General features: G+C 51.8%; 14 protein-coding genes. 6 read left to right on the top strand and 8 right to left on the bottom strand.

The genetic code is table 11. The features are described 5' to 3' along the window. The first annotated feature begins 191 nt into the window (after positions 1 to 191). Positions 192 to 5459 (top strand): S-layer homology domain-containing protein, encoded by a 5268-nt coding sequence (locus tag D3P08_RS13845; RefSeq protein ID WP_119600291.1) that lies wholly within the window; start codon positions 192 to 194, stop codon positions 5457 to 5459. A gap of 139 nt (positions 5460 to 5598) precedes the next feature. Here D3P08_RS13845 and D3P08_RS13850 read toward each other — a convergent pair whose 3' ends face one another. After that, positions 5599 to 7275, bottom strand: coding sequence for a copper amine oxidase N-terminal domain-containing protein (locus D3P08_RS13850; protein WP_119600292.1), 1677 nt, complete (start codon positions 7273 to 7275; stop codon positions 5599 to 5601). Positions 7276 to 7488: 213 nt separating this feature from the next. Here D3P08_RS13850 and D3P08_RS13855 point away from each other — a divergent pair, with 213 nt between their 5' ends. Further along, positions 7489 to 8142: an NADPH-dependent F420 reductase gene (locus D3P08_RS13855; RefSeq protein WP_119600293.1), complete on the top strand. Its 654-nt coding sequence runs from the start codon at positions 7489 to 7491 to the stop codon at positions 8140 to 8142. Positions 8143 to 8161: 19 nt separating this feature from the next. Here D3P08_RS13855 and D3P08_RS13860 read toward each other — a convergent pair whose 3' ends face one another. Continuing rightward, positions 8162 to 9010 carry a LysR family transcriptional regulator gene (locus tag D3P08_RS13860; protein ID WP_119600294.1) on the bottom strand — a complete coding sequence of 283 codons (849 nt, stop codon included), beginning with the start codon at positions 9008 to 9010 and terminating at the stop codon, positions 8162 to 8164. A gap of 115 nt (positions 9011 to 9125) precedes the next feature. On the opposite strand from D3P08_RS13860, the gene D3P08_RS13865 reads away from it, so the two are divergent. Continuing rightward, positions 9126 to 9461 carry a hypothetical protein gene (locus D3P08_RS13865; protein WP_119600295.1) on the top strand — a complete coding sequence of 112 codons (336 nt, stop codon included), beginning with the start codon at positions 9126 to 9128 and terminating at the stop codon, positions 9459 to 9461. A gap of 25 nt (positions 9462 to 9486) precedes the next feature. Here D3P08_RS13865 and D3P08_RS13870 read toward each other — a convergent pair whose 3' ends face one another. The 4 genes from D3P08_RS13870 to D3P08_RS13885 all read right to left on the bottom strand — a co-directional run bounded on the left by D3P08_RS13870 (position 9487) and on the right by D3P08_RS13885 (position 13687). Next, positions 9487 to 11013, bottom strand: coding sequence for a glycine betaine uptake BCCT transporter (locus D3P08_RS13870; protein WP_119600296.1), 1527 nt, complete (start codon positions 11011 to 11013; stop codon positions 9487 to 9489). Positions 11014 to 11050: 37 nt separating this feature from the next. Next, a complete protein-coding gene (locus tag D3P08_RS13875) occupies positions 11051 to 11725 on the bottom strand; it encodes a hypothetical protein (protein WP_162848478.1) in 675 nt (224 codons plus the stop codon). Positions 11726 to 11967: 242 nt separating this feature from the next. Then, on the bottom strand, positions 11968 to 13245 hold the full coding sequence (locus D3P08_RS13880; protein ID WP_119600298.1) for an MFS transporter: 1278 nt from the start codon (positions 13243 to 13245) through the stop codon (positions 11968 to 11970). A gap of 100 nt (positions 13246 to 13345) precedes the next feature. Next, complete coding sequence (locus tag D3P08_RS13885; RefSeq protein WP_119600299.1) at positions 13346 to 13687, bottom strand: DoxX family protein; 342 nt, start codon at positions 13685 to 13687, stop codon at positions 13346 to 13348. 108 nt (positions 13688 to 13795) lie between these two features. On the opposite strand from D3P08_RS13885, the gene D3P08_RS13890 reads away from it, so the two are divergent. Continuing rightward, entirely contained in the window at positions 13796 to 14497 is a 702-nt protein-coding gene (locus tag D3P08_RS13890; protein ID WP_119600300.1) for a Crp/Fnr family transcriptional regulator, read from the top strand. An 84-nt stretch (positions 14498 to 14581) separates the two neighbouring features. On the opposite strand, the gene D3P08_RS13895 is transcribed toward D3P08_RS13890, so the two are convergent. After that, positions 14582 to 15082, bottom strand: coding sequence for a DinB family protein (locus tag D3P08_RS13895; protein WP_119600301.1), 501 nt, complete (start codon positions 15080 to 15082; stop codon positions 14582 to 14584). Between the two features lie 121 nt (positions 15083 to 15203). On the opposite strand from D3P08_RS13895, the gene D3P08_RS13900 reads away from it, so the two are divergent. Beyond that, positions 15204 to 16166, top strand: coding sequence for a helix-turn-helix transcriptional regulator (locus D3P08_RS13900; protein WP_162848479.1), 963 nt, complete (start codon positions 15204 to 15206; stop codon positions 16164 to 16166). A 236-nt stretch (positions 16167 to 16402) separates the two neighbouring features. Here the strand turns inward: D3P08_RS13900 and D3P08_RS13905 are convergent, their stop codons facing one another. Beyond that, a complete protein-coding gene (locus D3P08_RS13905; protein ID WP_119600303.1) occupies positions 16403 to 16984 on the bottom strand; it encodes a TetR/AcrR family transcriptional regulator in 582 nt (193 codons plus the stop codon). A gap of 149 nt (positions 16985 to 17133) precedes the next feature. Here D3P08_RS13905 and D3P08_RS13910 point away from each other — a divergent pair, with 149 nt between their 5' ends. Then, entirely contained in the window at positions 17134 to 17868 is a 735-nt protein-coding gene (locus D3P08_RS13910) for a glucose 1-dehydrogenase (RefSeq protein WP_119600304.1), read from the top strand. Positions 17869 to 17940 lie beyond the last annotated feature (72 nt).

The following is a 17940-nucleotide window of genomic DNA, read 5'->3' on the forward strand; positions in this document are numbered from 1 at the left end:
GAAGAGGCCCGAATAGCGGTTACCAGCTATTAAGGGCCCTTTTTCCTATGCGTACCAAGCCAAGGCGGGTTTATCGCTCGCGGCCGGTCCATGGATACAACCGAAATAACTCGAATCATGTCGAAATTGTTCAGAATCCGTTCAATAGCGATTGGTATATTTATTTTAATATATGAAAAAGGAAGTGTAGCATGGGCGTAATGGCATCAAGAAACAAGTGGCTGACATTCATTTTAGTACTGGCATTGCTCTTTCAGCCTTTGATCGGCATGGGAGTGGCGTCGGCGGAAGACCCCGAAGCGGGGGCGGATGAGCCTGACTTCGCGAGCGGGTCAGGCACGTTAGAGAGTCCGTTTATTATCGAGACCGAACAGCATTTGAAAAATGTAGGTCTCCCGCAATATTTGGACAAGTATTACTATTTCGCTTTAAAAAATGATATTTCACTAACAGGACCATGGACCCCGATTGGGACAGAGGATCATCCCTTCAACGGAAGCTTCTGGGGAATGGGGCGCAGTATATACGGGCTGCAGATTACGAACAATTCCTCATCAAGGGTAGGCTTGTTCGGCACGCTTAATCGGGCGCGGGTCATGAACCTGAACATTGTACAAGGGGAGATTCACGGCTCCCGCGAGGCGGGTCTTATAGCCGGACACGCGGAGAATGATACGCTTATATCGGACGTACAGGTGACGGGTACGGTCTCTGGGTACGCCAGCATTGGGGGCGTGGCGGGGTACAGTCATAACTCGGCATTTATTCGAGTTACCTCCAAAGCGAATGTAATGGCCGGACAAGACGCCAACCTCGTGGACAAAGGGTTCGGAGGCATGGCAGGAAATAGCGTCGAAAGCTGGTTCAGCCGATCATCCTTCGAAGGAACGGTGAATGTTCCGCAAGGCCAATGGGTAGGCGGTTTGATTGGATACGGTCAGGACCTTGCAGTGGAAGAAGTGTTCACGAATGCGAATGTGACCGGGGGGACTCGTGTCGGGGGGCTAATCGGATACGTGCAAGGCACAGATGACCTTGGCTCCTTTGATCAGGACGGAACCGATGTTTTAAGCTCCTACGCGCTAAAGGATGTCACTGGCAGCACCTATGTCGGGGGCCTCATTGGCTATGTGGATGCTTTTCTTGACGTCACGATTCAAAATAACTTCTCACTCGGGCATCTGTACTCGAATGCGGGGAATGCGGCAGGCTTCGGCGGATTAATTGGCTATGCGGAACAGTGGGAAAACGGCCGGCTAGTCCTCATGTCGAGCTATAACACAGCCAATATTCATATTGACCAAGAAGTAACGACTATAGCGCCCGCAAGCGTAGGACCTGTGTTCGGGCAGCTGATAATGAATGGGAATACAGGTGTAAATGCTAATTTTTATGATAAGGATGTATTCCAATTCGCTGACCAGACAGCGCTTTTTCCTGCACGGTCAGGAATAGTCGGGTTTTCGACAGCTCAGCTGAAAACGCAAGCCTCCTTCTCTTCCAGCTTTAACTTTAATGGCATTTGGGTGATGCAGGACGTACCAACGAACGGCATGCCGTTCTTGAGTTGGGCGAACGAACCTATACCTCTTCCAGCTCCGCAGGCCGATCCGCCTCCCGAGTTTCTGCCGACCTATCCGGCGGTGTTTCAATCAACATTGAACGCCGTAGCGATAGCCGTCAGGATTAATGAAGCGGGTAAAGTGTATTACGTTGCGCTGCCCGAAGGGGCAAGCCAGCCTTCTGCGGCGCAGGTGAAGGCAGGTAAGGACAGCACGGGCGAGCCGGCAGCTTATAAAGGGGTCGTCGATGTAAGACCGAGCACATACGACGGTACCGTAGTGATCGAGAACCTGACGCCGGGGACCCCTTACGATGTGTTCCTCGTTGCAGAGGATAAGGCCATCATTCCGAATCTGCAAACGCAAGCGGTGAAGGTAGATGTGCGTACGACGGATCAAATACCGCCGGTGTTCCTGCCAACCTTCCCAAATGCCCAACTGAACGGGGATGGCACAGCGAAATTGTCGGTTAAGCTGGATGAGGATAGCAAGGTTTACTATGTGGCGCTTCCTCGAGGAGCCAGAAGTCCATTTCCTAATCAAGTGAGAGCAGGCATGAACTATGATAATCAGCTCATGCCGATTCGAGGGTCTAAAGTCGTTGCCGGCTATACGGAAGATGTTATTAACGTGACGGGACTGGCGCCAGATACCTTATACGATCTGTATGTGATTGCCGAAGACACCGATACGATGCCGAATCTGCAGCGTAATGCAGTGAAGCTGCAGCTCAATCCTCCGGACTTAACGCCGCCGGTGTTCGCCGTTACGTTTCCAAAGGTGACGCAGGCGGGACATGGGACAACGGCATTCCAGGCAAATATCGATGAAGCAGGAACGGTCTATTATGTCGTTGTAACGCCAGGAAGTCCAACCCCGACACCGGCGCAGGTGAAGGGAGGGCTGGACGGGCAAGGCCAATCGGCGCTGTTCCACGGCTCCAAGCCATTTCAAGCGAACCAGACCGACCAGTTCGCATTAACAGGGCTTGGTGAAGAATCGATCTACGATCTATATGTGCTTGCTGAGGACGATGAACCGACGCCGAACGTGCAGCTTGCGGCAACGAAGCTTGAAATTAGGCCGGTGGACGATGCTCCGCCCGTATTTGCTCCAACCTATCCGAAGGTGACGCAGGTGACAAAAAATTCGGCGAAGTTCTCTGCACAGATCGATGAAGCGGGCAAGGTGTATTACGTGATAGTCGCGCATGGCGATTACGCGCCATCCCGCACGCAGGTCAAAGGCGGATTGAATGCGTATGGGGAACCGGCTCTCTTCTCCGGCGCCAAAGCTTTTGAGGCGAACACGGCGGATGAGTTCACGATCACAGGGCTGACCCCGGAGAAATATTATGATGTCTATGTCCTTGCAGAGGACGACGAGGTGATTCCGAATGTGCAGCTTACGGCGACGAAGATCGGAATCATTCCGGTGGATGCAACGCCGCCGGTATTTGCTGCTACCTATCCCAAGGTAACGCTCGTCACGGTCAACTCGGCCCAGTTCGCGGCGCAGATTGACGAAGCGGGGACGGTATATTACGTCGTTCTGCCTGAGGGCAGCTCTACTCCGACGCCGGAGCAGGTAAAGGCCGGCTTGGACTCGGATAGCGGGTCGGCGCTGTTCGCCGGCTCCAAAGCGTTCGGGGAAAATACTCCGGACACATTCACCATTACAGGACTGGCAGCCGAGACGCCTTATGACTTGTACGTTCTCGCAGAGGACGACGAACCGACGCCGAATGTGCAGCTGAGTGCAAGGAAGCTTATCATTACGCCGTTAGACGTGACGCCGCCGGTGTTCGATCCGACCTATCCGAAGCTGACGCAAGTTACCGGTGAAGGGTCTCAGCTGGAGGCGGCGTTGGACGAGGCGGGCAAGGTGTATTATGTCGTTATACCGCATGGCGATTCGGCTCCGACGGCAGCTCAGGTGAAGGCGGGGCTAGACAGCAGCGGCGAGCTGGCAAACAATCGAGGTTCCCGGGTTGTGCCGGCAGCAAATCTGGCAGTGACGCTGCAGGTTACAGGGCTGGCGTCAGAAACAAGCTACGATCTGTATGTCATCGCGGAGGATGACGAGCTTGTTCCGAACCTGCAGCTGGTGCCGGTCATGCTGACAATCGAAACGGCAGACGCTACGGCGCCGGTGCATGCGACCGATTATCCGAAGATGGTATCGGTAAGCTACTACACGGCACAGTTCAGTGTTCAGGAGAATGAAGCGGGCACGGTATTCTACATGGTGCTGCCTCGCGGTGCAATCGCACCTACATCGGCGCAGGTGAAGGCGGGAGTGGACAGCCATCATTTGCCGGTTACGCTGCACGGATCGGACACGGTTGCGGCGGATACGGCTAAGACGATTGATTTGCGGAATCTTACGCCCAATACCCGCTATGATCTGTACATTGTGGCGCAGGATGATGCGGCAGTTCCGAATGTACAAGCGCATCCGGCCCAACTACAGTTTGAGACGCCGGCGTTCGTGATCAATGTTCCAGTAACGACTCCATCGCCGGAAACGGTCGAGGAGATTAATGTGGAAGTGCAGACCGGCCTTGTCGGGGAAGGTCCTATCGTGAATAAGACCCCGATCAAGCGGATTACAGAAGCCGCCGGAACAATTCGGGATGATGTGACGTTAACGACCGAGCGGGCGGCGGAAACAGTGAAAATATTGGCGAAGTCCGGCGATCACACGGCTCGTGTCTTGATTCCGGATGAGGCGGATAAGGTGTCGAAGGTAGACTTTACCGTGCCGAAGGAAGCGACGAAGGAGCTCGTCGACGGCGGAATTAATCTTGAGGTGTATACGGAGAATGTAAGAATTATTGTACCTCAAGAATCGCTGGATACATTCCAGCTCGACGATTTGTACTTCAAGCTTGTCCCATTGAAATCTACGGTGGAGCGCGAGGCCGTACAGGAGCGCGCGAGAGTCGAGGAGTCCGTGCAGGCTCTAGCTCAAGGACAGGAAGTGACCGCAGTCGCTCGTCCAATGACGATCGAGACGAACATGCAGAGCCGTCAAGTGACGCTCATTCTGCCGCTGAGGGATGTTCAGCTGCCTGAAGATGCAGCCGAACGCAAAGCTTACCTTGAGCAGCTGGTCATTTATATTGAGCACAGCAACGGCTCGAAGGAAATTGTACAGGCGCCAAGGGTGGTTCAATATGGCGCAAACGCCGAGCTGCTCGGACTTGAATTCGATGTGGATGGGTTCAGTACCTTCACCATTCTTCACGTCGACGACGAATCCGACGGGGCACAACTGGCGCACAATCCTTATATTAAAGGCTTTAACGACCATACCTTCCGTCCGGACGCGTATGTGACGCGCGCCGAGATGGCGGCGATGCTTGCCCGCAACCTGGACGGAGAGTCTGTGCAGAGCGGACAAGCAAGCTTCGCGGATATTGAGGCGCGGCATTGGGCGTCCTCGTATATTGCGTCCGTCCATAAACACGGCATCATGGAAGGCTATGCGAACGGCGCTTTCGGTCCAGAGGACGAGATGACCCGCGCGCAGATGGCGGCTATCGTTTATCGTTGGCTGCTCAAGTCGGGGACAACGTTTGAAGCTGGAACGGTCAACTACCAAGATGTGCAGGTATCGCATTGGGCGAGGCAGGCAATCGCGGCGGTTGAGCAAACGGGGATCATGATCGGTTATGCAGATGGCAGCTTCCGTCCTGAAGAGAAGCTTACAAGAGCTGAAGCCGTCAAGGTGCTGAACCGACTGTTCCGGAGAGGTCCGCTTCATGGCGTAAACCGTGCTTCGTTCCCTGATGTCGAACCATCACACTGGGCATTCAAGGAGATTGAAGAGGCTGCGCAAGCCCATGAGTGGACGCGCGATGAAGCAGGAAACGAAATACTGGTAACGCCATAATTTGGTACCCTAAATACCCCGTAGGGAAGTCTCCCTATGGGGTATTTTTTTTGTTGCCGATCGAAATCTTGGCTTATCAGTCAGGGAGCTGGCAGGACTATTCAGCACTGCCTGAATTATAGTATGCATTCCAAGTCTCTTATTCGTAATCAGCCAACCCCAGGTAGTGAAGGGATATGACATTCTCGTAGCCTATCGCCGCTCGAAGATTTTTTTTGTTGCTTACAGACAGACTTGCGTAAGCAGTCTGCGCCTCGTGGAAGCTTTGCAGACGAGTCTTGCCGCTCTCGACGGCCTCGTAGTACTTATAGACGAAGAAGAACGGGTTATCTCTCTTCAGAAGCTCCTTGTCCACCGCGACGTAGTCATGCCAGTCACCGTCTTCCTCTCCTTCAGGCGTGGGCACCGGAAGCCACAGGTAATTCACGGCGTCTCTGTTGTAGGTCGGAACGGTCAGGGCAACGGGGTTGATCATCTTCCCTTTCGCCATACCGTCGTGGATGATGCTATTAACGTCTAATCCCTTGGCAGCGCTCATGCCCCAGAAGAAGGCCGTGTAGTAATTGGCGTTCAGGCTGGCTGCGCTTTTGCGGTCGAGGAAGTAATCCTTTCCGCTCTTTTTCAGTGCGGCCCCTTCGGTGCCTCCATCGGCGCCCACTACGAGATCCATTACCCCGGATTTATTCTCTTTCTCCAGGTTAACGGCGAGATGGTCATAGTAGATGCGGAGGTCGGTATTGCCGAAGTATCCGAATTCATCTTCCGCTTTCATTCGCTTCATGAGATAAGCGATGTCGTCCTGACCGATATTATCTTGAATTTCGTAAGGCGCCGAGAGCGCGACGGTCGGGACGGCCTTGCCCTGGATCTGCTTGCGGTAGGAGTCATAGTTTTCGATGTACTTGGAGATTTCTCCTTTCGTCAGTGGAAGGCGTGAGACCGGCCATTCCGGAACGATGCTGATCGGAAGGTTCTCTTGTATGATTCCATAGACCGTGACGTCGTTTTTCAGATACTTGCTGTCGTTCTTGAAGGTGGAGTAGAAAAGATCGGTTACGTACTTCTCAACCTTGTTATGCTCGACGCCGTTCCACTCAAAATTACCCTCCGTAGGCTTCATCTTATGGACGTAGGAGAAGGAAGGGACGTCGCTCGCCGGTCCGAAAATCTGAATTCCAGCCACCTTACCCCCAAGCTTTTTTTGCTCGGCATTAAGAGCGTCGTACACTGCGGCCGCAGTCTTAAACTGCGCGGCGTCCAGCAGAACGTTGTGGGTTGACCTGAACTTATTGGTAAACAGCTTAATTGAAGCCAAGTCTTGAGCCGTTACCTTCTGGCTGTTGTATACAAAGTAGTAGCGGCCTTCTGGCGCGGCGGCTCCCGTACTGATGATGACTTGCTGACGGCTATTGTCCCATGTCACGTCGGCTCCAAAGCTCTCCGCAACAAAACGGGCAGGCACGAAGGTTCTGCCTTCCATTTTGGTTGCGGCCACATCTAGAGCGACGGTCTTACCACTGACCACAGCTGTGGTGTCATTTAGACGAAGGGTGACGGCAATGTCTTCTTTCTTCCCTCTGATGGTCTCGGTGGAGCCTTCCCATTCAACCTCTGCGCCCATGCTTTCAAAAATAGCGCGTAGCGGAACCATTACACGGCCATCTATTTTTTGAGGAGCAACATCAAAGTAGATGGGGCGGCCGTCAATGGTTGCCGAAATTTCAATGTTTTTTCCATTGGCAGCCGCGATGCTACCGTATGGAAATAGAATAGCAGCTAGAAAAATTGAAAGTAAGGTACAGAAAAATTTTTTCACGATTGTTTTGGCCTCCTAAGGTGTGGTAACTGTATCCATTTATTCACAATTGTATATATCGGTCAATTGTAGGTTTTCTGTTACAAGCAAGCCCTCTTGCTTCCTATAACCGTACAGCCGAAACCAAAAGTGGGATGGGTGCGATTTTGCGGAACTTCTGGGGACCCTCCTTTGTTGGTATGCTGATATCAAATCTAAGGAGGAGTGGTAAACATGACAATAAGCGTACTGGGAACAGGAAATATGGGGAAGGCATTGGTAAAGCAGTTAACGGCCTATACAGAAGGGCAAGTGCTGTGGGGCTCCCGTAACCCGGAGGAAGCGGCGGAGCTTGCAAAAAGTTTCGGGTTAGACCAGATTACGGTCGTTTCTTATGAGGATGCTTTGCAGGCGGATATGATCATTCCGGCCTTTCCCGCAGCGGCAATTATGGATTGGGCGCTGGTCCATCAAGGGCGGCTCCAGCATAAAATCATCGTGGATATATCGAATCCCTTCAACGATGATTTCAGCGGATTCACGACGGCATGGGGCGAGTCTTCCGCCGAGCGTCTTCAGTCCTTATTGCCGGATTCGAAAGTAATAGGCGCTTTTAAAAATACGTTTTTCAAAGTGTTTGAAAACCCCGTATTCGAGGATAAGAGAAGCGATGTGCTCGTCACCGGAGATGATGAAGAAGCGGTACTCCGGTTTATCGAGCGATTCAGGCCTTTGCCTTTCCGTTTCATTCATGCGGGGAAGCTTGCCAACAACCGAACGATTGAACGATTTACGCTGTTGGAGCTGGAGCTTGCCGTAAGGTACGGCACCTACCCGTATATTTCCCTCCAACTGTTCGGACTCAAGGAAACCGTACCTGCAGGATAAGGGAATATAACAAACAAACTTAACGAAGCATTCGGTGTATCTTCTGACCTTTCGCCCGGTTCATGCTTAGCACGGCGATCGTCCGCTCGGCCTCCGGATGATCTAGGGGAAGGCAGACTAATCGGTCTGATGCAAGTTGGGTTGTGTAAGGTTCAGGCAGCACGGTGAGCCCTGCGCCATTGTCCACGTAACCGAGGATCACTTCTTTGAAGTTAACCTCGGTTTTGATGTGCATGGGGCGGTTCATTGCCGAGAATAATTCCGTTAATTTAGCGCGGATGGTGCAGCCCTCCGCGTAGAGAACGAGAGGCTGGCTGCTTAATTCGGTCAGCGTAACGGCCGTCTTCTTCGCAAATGGATGGTCCTTCGGCATGACCACGAATAGGGGTTCTCGAAGCAGTTCCCCCATCCATATGGAGGGATGCATGGAGATTCGTTCAGCAACCAGGAGGTCGACTTCTCCGTTAAGGAGCATCCTATACAACTCTGCCGTGGACTGCCGATACACCATGTCCACGTCCAGGCCGCGCTCCTCTAACTGATTTAACGACGCCAAGAGGTACTGCGAGGCGATATCCGGAACGGAACCAATTCGAATCCGCTGCCATTCCTTATATGGCTCGAGAGACTTCGCTAATACAGCGATATGGTCAAGCAATACCTTTGAGCCTTCATACAAGACCTTGCCTGCCTCGGTTAACTCAACCCCCTGGGCGGAACGGACGAACAGCTGCACATCGAATTGCTGCTCCAGGCTTCTCAACTGTTTGCTGAGCGCGGTATGCGAGATATGCAAAGCCTCGCTAGCCTTTGCAATGCTTTTCGTCCGGGCTGTCTCCAAGAACCCTCTCAAAAATTCGGTATTCACGATCCATCCCCCTAGTATGGTGTTATAGGAATAATAACCTTATTTTCCCTGAGCTGTCTATTATGATAAGATGGGCTGCCGGACCGTCGGCGTACGTGTTCATACCGCAGGAGCAATGGGCAATGGTGTCAACACGCTGTGGGTCGGGCTGGCGGTTCGTGAGGCTGGGGAAGTGCCGGATGGCATCGAAGCTTTGGGGGTTTGCGGAGGGCTTGGTGCGCGAGCCCGTGTGTATGGGGATGAAGCTCACATGCGGCGGGTATATGACGCGGTATTTGCCTGGCTCGAGCAGTCGCCTGACTACGAAACCGACCGGGGCCAAGGCGTTCTCGGCATGGAGACCGTCCCGCTTGAGCCGGTGAACGCTCTGACAATCCCTTATTCCGAGATCGACACCTTTCATTTCAAACATCTCATCGGAAAGAGGCCATCCCAACGGGGTGGCCTATAAAGCATGTCTCACCTAAAAACTTCTCCTACTTCGGTTGTCCGCTTCTCTTTGCGGGCTTTTGAACCTCAAGCTCGCTTCGCAGACCTTTGAGCAGGGAGAAGGACATGACAATCATGATGACGGCAAAAGGGAGAGCGGCCGCGATCGAGGCTGTTTGCAGCACGTCAAGCCCTCCGGCCAAAAGCAATACCGCAGCAACGGCCGATTGGATAATGCCCCATGTCACCTTTATTTTATTGGATGGATTTAACGTCCCGCCTTCGCTCAGCATCCCCAATACAAAGGTGGCCGTATCGGCAACCGTGACGTAATAAATCGCGACAACGGCGAACCCCAATAGGCTTAATAGAAAGCTTAACGGAAGATGGTCAAAGAACGTAAAGATCGATAGCGATACATTTTCCGTAATGGACTTTGCGAGATCGTGGTTCCCGCTGTCGATGACAAGGGAGAGCGCGGACCCGCCGAACACGGACATCCAGAGGCATGTTCCAATGGTAGGCACAATCAGGACGCCGATAATAAATTCACGGACGGTTCGTCCTTTCGACACGCGGGCAATAAACATGCCGACGAATGGAGCCCAGGCAATCCACCACGCCCAATAAAATAAGGTCCAGGACGCGATCCATTCGCCTTCCCCGAAAGGCCTCAGCCTTAAGCTCATATGCAGGAAGTCGCTCAGGTAGATCCCCGTCGTATTAAAGAAAACTTTAATGACCGTCAACGTCGGACCCAAAAGCAAGACCATCGCCATAATAATGAACGATAAAATCATCGCCGCATTGGACAAATACTGAATTCCTTTTTCCAGCCCCGTATTGATCGAGATGATAAAAAGAACGGTCGCTACCGCAATGACGATGAGCTGGACGAATAAATAGTCGGGAATGCCGAAGATGTCATGCATCCCGGCCGTCACCTGCATGGCGCCAAGGCCTAAAGATGTCGCGATTCCAAATACGGTTGCGAATATCGATAACACATCGATTGTTTTCCCGATCGGTCCGTTAATGCGGTGGCCCAGTATCGGCTGGAACGACGAGCTGACGGCTGCGGGCAGCCTGCGGTTATATTGAAAGAAGGCTAGAGCTAAGCCGATGACCGCATAGATGGCCCATGGATCCAGCCCCCAGTGGAAAAACGTATATTTCATGGCCGTATTGGCCGCCTCAATCGTGTAAGCTTCTCCCACGGGCGGGTTGGTATAATGGGTGACGGGTTCAGCTACACTCCAGTACACAATCCCGATTCCCATTCCGGCGCCGAACAGCATGGCGAGCCAAGACCCGGTTTTGAAATCGGGGGTATCCGTTTTTTTGCCCAGCCGTATATTCCCATACTTGGAGAACAGCAGGTAGATTGAGAAAATGACAAAAAATAAAGTGGCGCCAAGATAAACCCAGCCCAAATAATCAATCGAACCGTTATAGATCGTATTGGTGACTTCCGTAAGGTTTTCCGTAAAGAAGACGCCCCATAAAATGAAAAGGAGGGTGATCGCTAAAGAAATGGTGAAAACAATGTTTTCCTTTAGTTTTTTGATGAGCATAGGGACCCCCAAATAGAGTGGATTCGATTCCAATACATCATTGGTCTAGAAGGTTATAGAGAAACTCCCACTTCTCGCCGTTCAGGAGCTCTTCACGCGGGACAACAAAGCCGCCTCCAAGGAATACGGTTTGATTCTGAATGGCCACGACCATCGATTCTAAGGAAGCATCATGATCCTTCTGTTTGTAGACGTCCCCAAGATTCGGCAATTGATCCTGCTCCGGATTGCCGGCATTTAAATTGGTGGCATTCGCGCCCGCCGCCTCTTCTTCATCAGGCTCAATGTTCTGATAATCAATGACGCGGCTGTCGGGGCTTCGGCCGGGAACCACCAGCATATATTCATGATGCTTGATTCCGTTCGAGTTTGTGGTGATAACGCCTTTGTGGTCGACCGTTTCAACAACTTCAATATCATTTAACGAGTAATGGTCAAGGGAATCGGGTGTCGGATTGGTAATCAGAATCGTATCCCCTGCTTGAGCGGTCCGGTCCTTTCTAAGGGTGTAAGGCTTATGGTTATAAACAAAGCTGTCGAGCTCTGTTGGTTTGTGTTTATCCACTTCCGCCGCAGTCGCCAAATGCTGCGTTAGATCGCTCAGCCGGATAAGATGAACGGATTTTTTGTACATCGGTTTTACGCCGTAAACCCTATGTAATTTGTTTTTGTAGTAAACAAATTGCCCTTTTCGCACTTGGTACAGTTTCACCAACAAACCTCCCTTCCTGTATTGGTTTGTTAGTATGTCCTATTTTTGGATTATTATCGAATGCATGAAGAGATAGCCCTAAATTTCCGGGAATGCGGAGTGAATTTCCTGTAGGAATGCAATGGTGAAGGGGAATTCGGGTCAAATGAAGGCAGCGTCGGCCTGTCAAAAGGCTTTTTGAAGGGTCAGTCTCGGACGGCTTCCCGCTATCCGAGACTGACGTTGAAGGAATTTTTTGTGGATCAATCGCCTGTAGCGCGGGCTGCGGCCTTATTGGTGAAGGCCCGCCGGCCAAGCACGCCCATCAGCAGCGCCAGCAGGGTAAGGCCTGCCGCAAACAAATAAAGGTTAACAATGCCGAGCCACTCGGCGAGCGCGGCCATTCCCAGCAGCGAGATGCAGAACACCAGATGCAGCAGGGAGTTTTGCGCGGAGAGCACTTTCGGCAGCATGTCTTTGCCCGTGCTTTGTTGAATCAGAGTGCGCCGGTTAATAATCGACAGCTCGGCGAACGGACCCATCAGGAGCACGAGAATGAGCGCAACAAATGGCACGGTGTTAAGAGCGTAGAGGGCGGTCAGGACGGCATAGCCCGCCATACCGATCAGCATGGCCGTCAAGTAGCGGTTCCCGATCTTCTTCACCAACGCCAGCACCAGCAATCCGCCGCCAACCGTCCCGGCAAAATAGGCGGCATTAATAAAGCCCCACCATTCTTCGCCTTGTCCAAGCGCGACTTGCACGAAGGCGAGCGTAAAGGCGCCGACCCATACCGATCCGCCCAGCATATCGATCATGTCCATAAAGGTGAGCAGCCGCAGGCGCGGCATCCGCCAGATCGCCTTCCAGCCTTCGGTCAGGACATGCCATTTGGACGATGGAGCGTCTGTGTCTCCCTCCAGTGCAGCCTCTGCCGGCTGCGCAGCAGAACGCGCTTCGGACGGTTCTTTGACGCCAAGCGTAAAGGCCGCCGCCAATCCGTAGAGGACGATCGTCAGCAGCAGCGTCGGAGTGGCGCCCAGCAACGCGACAATAACGCCGCTCAGTCCCCAGCCCGCGAACTGAACCACCTGATCGCTGACGCTGATCAGGCCGTTCGCCTTGAGCAAGCCCTGCTCATGCGTCACTAGCCGGGGAACGAGCGCGTTGCGGGCCGGAACCGTCCAGCCGTCAAGGAAGGACATCAAAAAGACAAGCGCAAATACGAGAACAAGCGATGCGTTGTCCCCGCTTAGCTGCAGATAAGCGGCCAAGCCCACAAACAGCAGGAGCTGGCCGGTCTGCGACAGGAGCAGCAGAGCCGGCAGCTTGAAGCGGTTAAGGAGCAGCGGCGAGATCAGGCCGCTAATCATCTGAGCTCCGCTTCGCATAAGCGGCATAAACGCCGCTGTTATTAAGGATTCGGTCTGATTGAGCACCAGCACCGTAAGCGCCATAATGTACAGCACGTCCGCGGCATTCGCCATCGTTTGGGTCGTCCACAGATAATAGAAAGGCCGGGTTAAAAGCGATGATTTCATAGAAAGTCCTGTTCTCCGTTTCTAGGATGTGACGCAAAATGGTTGCGATAAGAATTAGGATAAGGGACTTTGAAGGATTTTACAATTGGAAATGATGAAGCTAACGAAAGAGAAGCCATGCCGCCAAACCAAGCATCAACCCCGCATTCACGACCATATAGAGCTTATGCTTCGCCCTGACGAGATGCGCATGAATGGCGCCAAGCATAAGTGCGGCAATAAGAGCAGCGGCGTACGTTAATAGCCCAGGGTACCGAAAGGATGCCAAGATGCCAATGACGCCAATCAGCTCTAAAGCAGCTGTAACATCCATAAACCAGAACGGGTAGCGATAGTCGTTCCAGTGCTGAACCATTGTTTTTTGGCGAAAAAACTTCGTCGCGGCAGAAAAAGTAAACATAAGGATCAAGATGAAAGAAACGATGTAGTCGGCCGTATTCATACCAGACACTCCTCTTAAATGACTTCGCGATCACTCTTTAGTAGTATAGAGGAAGCGGCTAATTAAGAATGTAGGATAGACTACAAAGCCGGTGTCGGAGGGCCTTCCTTGGATAAAATCAAGTACTTATCTCGTATCAAATTATTTGACGGACTCGAATTGGAGCAGCTGCAAAAGCTTGAACCTGTTACTCCACTGAACATCATAAGGAAGAACAGGATGATTGCTTTCCCCGGCGAGCTTCAAAAGCGTTTATTTCTCATTAAGTCCGGGGTCGTGCGGTTATACCGGATATCGAGCACAGGCAAAGAACTAACGGTTGATCTATTGGGAAGCGGACATATTTTCGGCGAAGTCGGCTCCTTTACGACGGGTACGGAACATCTATACGCCGAAACCAAAGAAGATTCGGTCATCTGCACGCTGGATAAGGATCAATTCGAAGCAATCGTGATGAGACATCCCGAGCTGGGGCTTAAATTCATCGAGATGGTGTCTTCCCGGCTGAAGGAGATGGAGGAGATGCTCGAAATGCTAGCTTACGGGAGCATACGGCAAAGGCTTCTCTATTTGCTGCACAAGCTGGCCCAAAAGTTTGGCCGAGCCTTGGAGTCAGACGGGGACTGGCTTCAATTGGAGATCAGCATGACGCATCAAGAGCTCGCGAGCATGGCGGGAAGCATCCGCGAGACGGTTACGGAGCAGTTGAATCAATTCGTCTCGGAAGGCTTGGTCCGCAAAGCGGGACCGCGAAGCGCTCTGCTTTTGCAGCCCGAACGGATTCGAAAAGCTATGCATAACAGCGTTTGAAAGCTCTTAAGGTTCGGTCTGAAAGCGCGGCCCTCGGTTCAAGCATCGATCGAAGGCCGCGCTTTAGTAACGTATTATTCTTTCTTACACCACAGGTTCGGCCATGCCGAATGCGGCCCAGTCTTCTTTGGCCGGCCCATAGATGATGGGCGGTTTGATGCCTGCCTGACGCATAAGAACCGTTAGCTGACCGCGATGATGGATCTCATGGTTGACCATCGCCCTCATCCCATAGCCGACCACCCACTCCTGTCCGAAAAAGTTCGCGGTTTCCTGCAGGGCAGAATCGGTCCATTCGGAAACAACCGGCAAAGCGGCATCGCACAGCTCCGCGTATGCTCGAGAAATTTCGGCTGCCGTTGCCGGCACGCGGTCCATGGCAATAGCAACGCCGAGCTTAGCGCCTGCAGGCGCCATAAACTCTTCGATGGAAGTGACCAAGTGCCATGCGACTCGGCCTATCGTGCGTTGGTTCGGCACAGCTTGATAAGACAGCGATACGTCCGTTAAAGAATCTAGAACCGCCTTCGTTTTTTCAGCTTCCTCTTTCCATTCCTCCAGAAATGCTTGAACTGACGGATACATTGGCTTTTCCTCCTCATAGCAAATAGTTTGTGCTGCATGTTCATCTTACCTTCCATTGTGGTCAGAATGTTTCCACTATTGTCCAGATTCCGTTGTATCATGTTTTTAAGGAGGGATGAACGTGAATAAGACGCAGCGCCTCATTCGCTTGATGCTGACGATCAATGACAAAAGGAAATTTACGCTCGGAGAGCTTGCCGCGGAGTTTGGAGTGTCCAAAAAGACGGTATGGCGGGATTTGCAGGATCTCAGCGAATTGGGAGTTCCCGTATACTCGGAGCTAGGGTCGCACGGAGGGTATTCGGTCCTTCATTCCCGGATGCTTCCCCCCATTATTTTTTCGGAGGAAGAAGCGATTTCCGTGTTCTTCGCAAGTCAGTCGCTATTATTTTACCGTTCGCTTCCGTTCTCGCAAGAAATGTCGGACACCCTTAATAAATTGCATACGTATCTTCCGGAAGACGTGAGAGAAAAGATCACTCGTTTGAAGGACAGGCTGTTATTCTGGGTTCCAACCAATGTGGCGGAGTCGCCGTTTTTGCAAGATTTATTGCTTGCCTCCATGGATCAAAGCGTGATCGAAATTACGCATGAGTCCGAATCGGGAGTCAGCGTACGAAATATTTTGCCCATTGGCATCTATACGATAAATGGGCACTGGTATTGTCCGGCCTATTGTTACGAAAGAAATGGCTACCGCACTTTTCGGGCCGACCGTATTCTGGCCGTGCGCCGTCCTTCTCATGAGATTGAACCGGTTACCCATCCTTATGGTTCGGTTCAAGACTGGCTTTTCCATCACTTCAGCGACCAGGAAGGCGTGGAGCTTGTTGTGCGTCTAACCCGAAAAGGCCTATTACGGTGCCGTACGGACTTTTGGTTATCGGAAGGCATTACGGAACACCCTGAGGGCGGGGGGATTCTCCGTAAAAAAATGTCCCACTCTCAATTGTCATGGGCTGCAGAATATTTCTGCGGGATGGGGCAGGAAGCGGTTGTGGAGCAGCCGCAGGAGTTGATCGAGCAAATCAAAGCGCGTGTCAGAGGTCTATCCCGGCAATATGGCATCACGAATGACGGATAACGAGCTCCTGTGCTGGGCATCGTCGTTGAGGCGGAGGAATGCTTTAGTCATTGCCCGCGCGCGTTGAAGCAATCCGGCATATGGGATTCAGCGGGCTGGCCGGCGCGAGACGAGCTCCCGTCAGCAAGCGACATCCTCCACGCCCATCTGAGAATCAACGGGTATGAAGCGGGGTCCAAATATCGGTTTTTATCAGCAAAAACGCAGGCAGGCCCTCATGTCGGGTCTGCCTTTCTTTATGTATCTTTTACGATAATTTCGCCCAACGTTGTGGAGTAGAGGTAGGCCATTCTCCTCGCCATCTCTTCCGGCGGGCTTTTAAAGCCCTCTTTGATCCAATAGATAAACAAACCTAATAAGGCGTAGGTTTCGAAAAAATTGACCGCTTCGATATCGAACCAGATCTCATCCTTCAAGGCCAGATTGGTGCGGCTAATATGGGAGATCGTTTCGCAAAAAATATTTTGCGAGCCTGGAATGACTTCTCCCATGAGCATAAGCGAAAACACAAACTGATTGTTAAACACAAACTCAAAGATCGGAATACTCCGGGAAGAATCGGCTAGGGAGAGCGTCGTTTTCTCTTTAAAGCTTTCTTTGTAGTAGTGCGCGAGCTCTTCCAAATAATCATGAAAAATATCCGCCAGCAATTGCGCGCTGCTCTCGTAATGGGAGTAAAAGGTAACCCGGTTACAGCGGGCAAGGCTCGCAATTTTGGTAATCGAAATGTCCTTAAAATCGGTTTCTTTCAGCAGCTCCAGCATGGCTCTTTTTAAATTATTTCGGGTTCTTAGGATACGGCGGTCTTCATTTGCCACTTGTTTTCATGCCACCTTATGACGTGCATTCTTTTTCTAAAGTATAGCATGAAATAAGGAGTTTGACTTTCGGACTGAATTCTGATAATTTACAACTGTAGTCTAAATGAGAGGCGTTTCTTATTTTTATATAGAGGAGGAGCTCGCTGATGGCTCGATTAGAAGGCAAGGTTGCAATTATTACAGGCGCGGCTCAAGGCATGGGCGCAGCCCACGCAAGACGTTTTGTCGCAGAAGGCGCGAAGGTCGTATTAACCGATGTGAAGGAAGCGGAAGGATCGGCTTTGGCAAGTGAATTAGGGGAAAACGCTCTATTTATTAAACATAACGTTACAAGCGCGGCAGATTGGGCAGCCGTTATCGGGAGGGCTGAAGAAGCATTCGGCCCCGTTCATGTACTGGTGAACAACGCTGGAATTACGACGGCGAAATCCATCCTGGAAACTTCTGAAGAAGAATACCGCCGTATCGTGGATATAAACCAAGTGTCCGTCTTTTTAGGAATGAAAGCCGTTATCCCCTCGATGCAGAAAGCGGGCGGCGGCTCGATTGTCAACATTTCCTCCATTAATGGTATTGTTGGCGGCGCTGTCGGCTACACGGATACGAAATTCGCAGTTCGCGGCATGACAAAAGCTGCGGCGCTGGAGTGCTCGCACTACGGCATACGCGTCAACTCCGTGCACCCGGGCGTTATTGCAACTCCAATGGTCGTGCAAGAGGATACAAAAGCGGCTGTAGAGGAATTTGCGAAACATATTCCTTTAAAACGAGTGGCGCAGCCGGAAGAAGTATCGAATATTGTTCTTTACTTAGCTTCCGATGAATCAAGCTACTCAACGGGCGCTGAATTTATCGTTGATGGCGGAATAACGGCTATGTAATCGGAGAAAGGGACAGTTTTAGCGGGCCTACGCGCATGCGTAGGCCCGCTTTATTTTGGGGAAATTACGGAT

The sequence above is a fragment of the Paenibacillus nanensis genome (genome assembly GCF_003583765.1).
Classification (GTDB): domain Bacteria; phylum Bacillota; class Bacilli; order Paenibacillales; family Paenibacillaceae; genus Pristimantibacillus; species Pristimantibacillus nanensis.

What these genes read in the sequence shown, in the direction of transcription:
- D3P08_RS13845 (WP_119600291.1), top strand. Translation starts at nt 192, where the DNA reads ATGGGCGTAATGGCATCAAGAAACAAGTGGCTGACATTCATTTTAGTA.
- D3P08_RS13855 (WP_119600293.1), top strand. Translation starts at nt 7,489, where the DNA reads ATGACAATAAGCGTACTGGGAACAGGAAATATGGGGAAGGCATTGGTA.
- D3P08_RS13865 (WP_119600295.1), top strand. Translation starts at nt 9,126, where the DNA reads ATGGGCAATGGTGTCAACACGCTGTGGGTCGGGCTGGCGGTTCGTGAG.
- D3P08_RS13870 (WP_119600296.1), bottom strand. Translation starts at nt 11,013, where the DNA reads ATGCTCATCAAAAAACTAAAGGAAAACATTGTTTTCACCATTTCTTTA.
- D3P08_RS13880 (WP_119600298.1), bottom strand. Translation starts at nt 13,245, where the DNA reads ATGAAATCATCGCTTTTAACCCGGCCTTTCTATTATCTGTGGACGACC.
- D3P08_RS13885 (WP_119600299.1), bottom strand. Translation starts at nt 13,687, where the DNA reads ATGAATACGGCCGACTACATCGTTTCTTTCATCTTGATCCTTATGTTT.
- D3P08_RS13895 (WP_119600301.1), bottom strand. Translation starts at nt 15,082, where the DNA reads ATGTATCCGTCAGTTCAAGCATTTCTGGAGGAATGGAAAGAGGAAGCT.
- D3P08_RS13910 (WP_119600304.1), top strand. Translation starts at nt 17,134, where the DNA reads ATGGCTCGATTAGAAGGCAAGGTTGCAATTATTACAGGCGCGGCTCAA.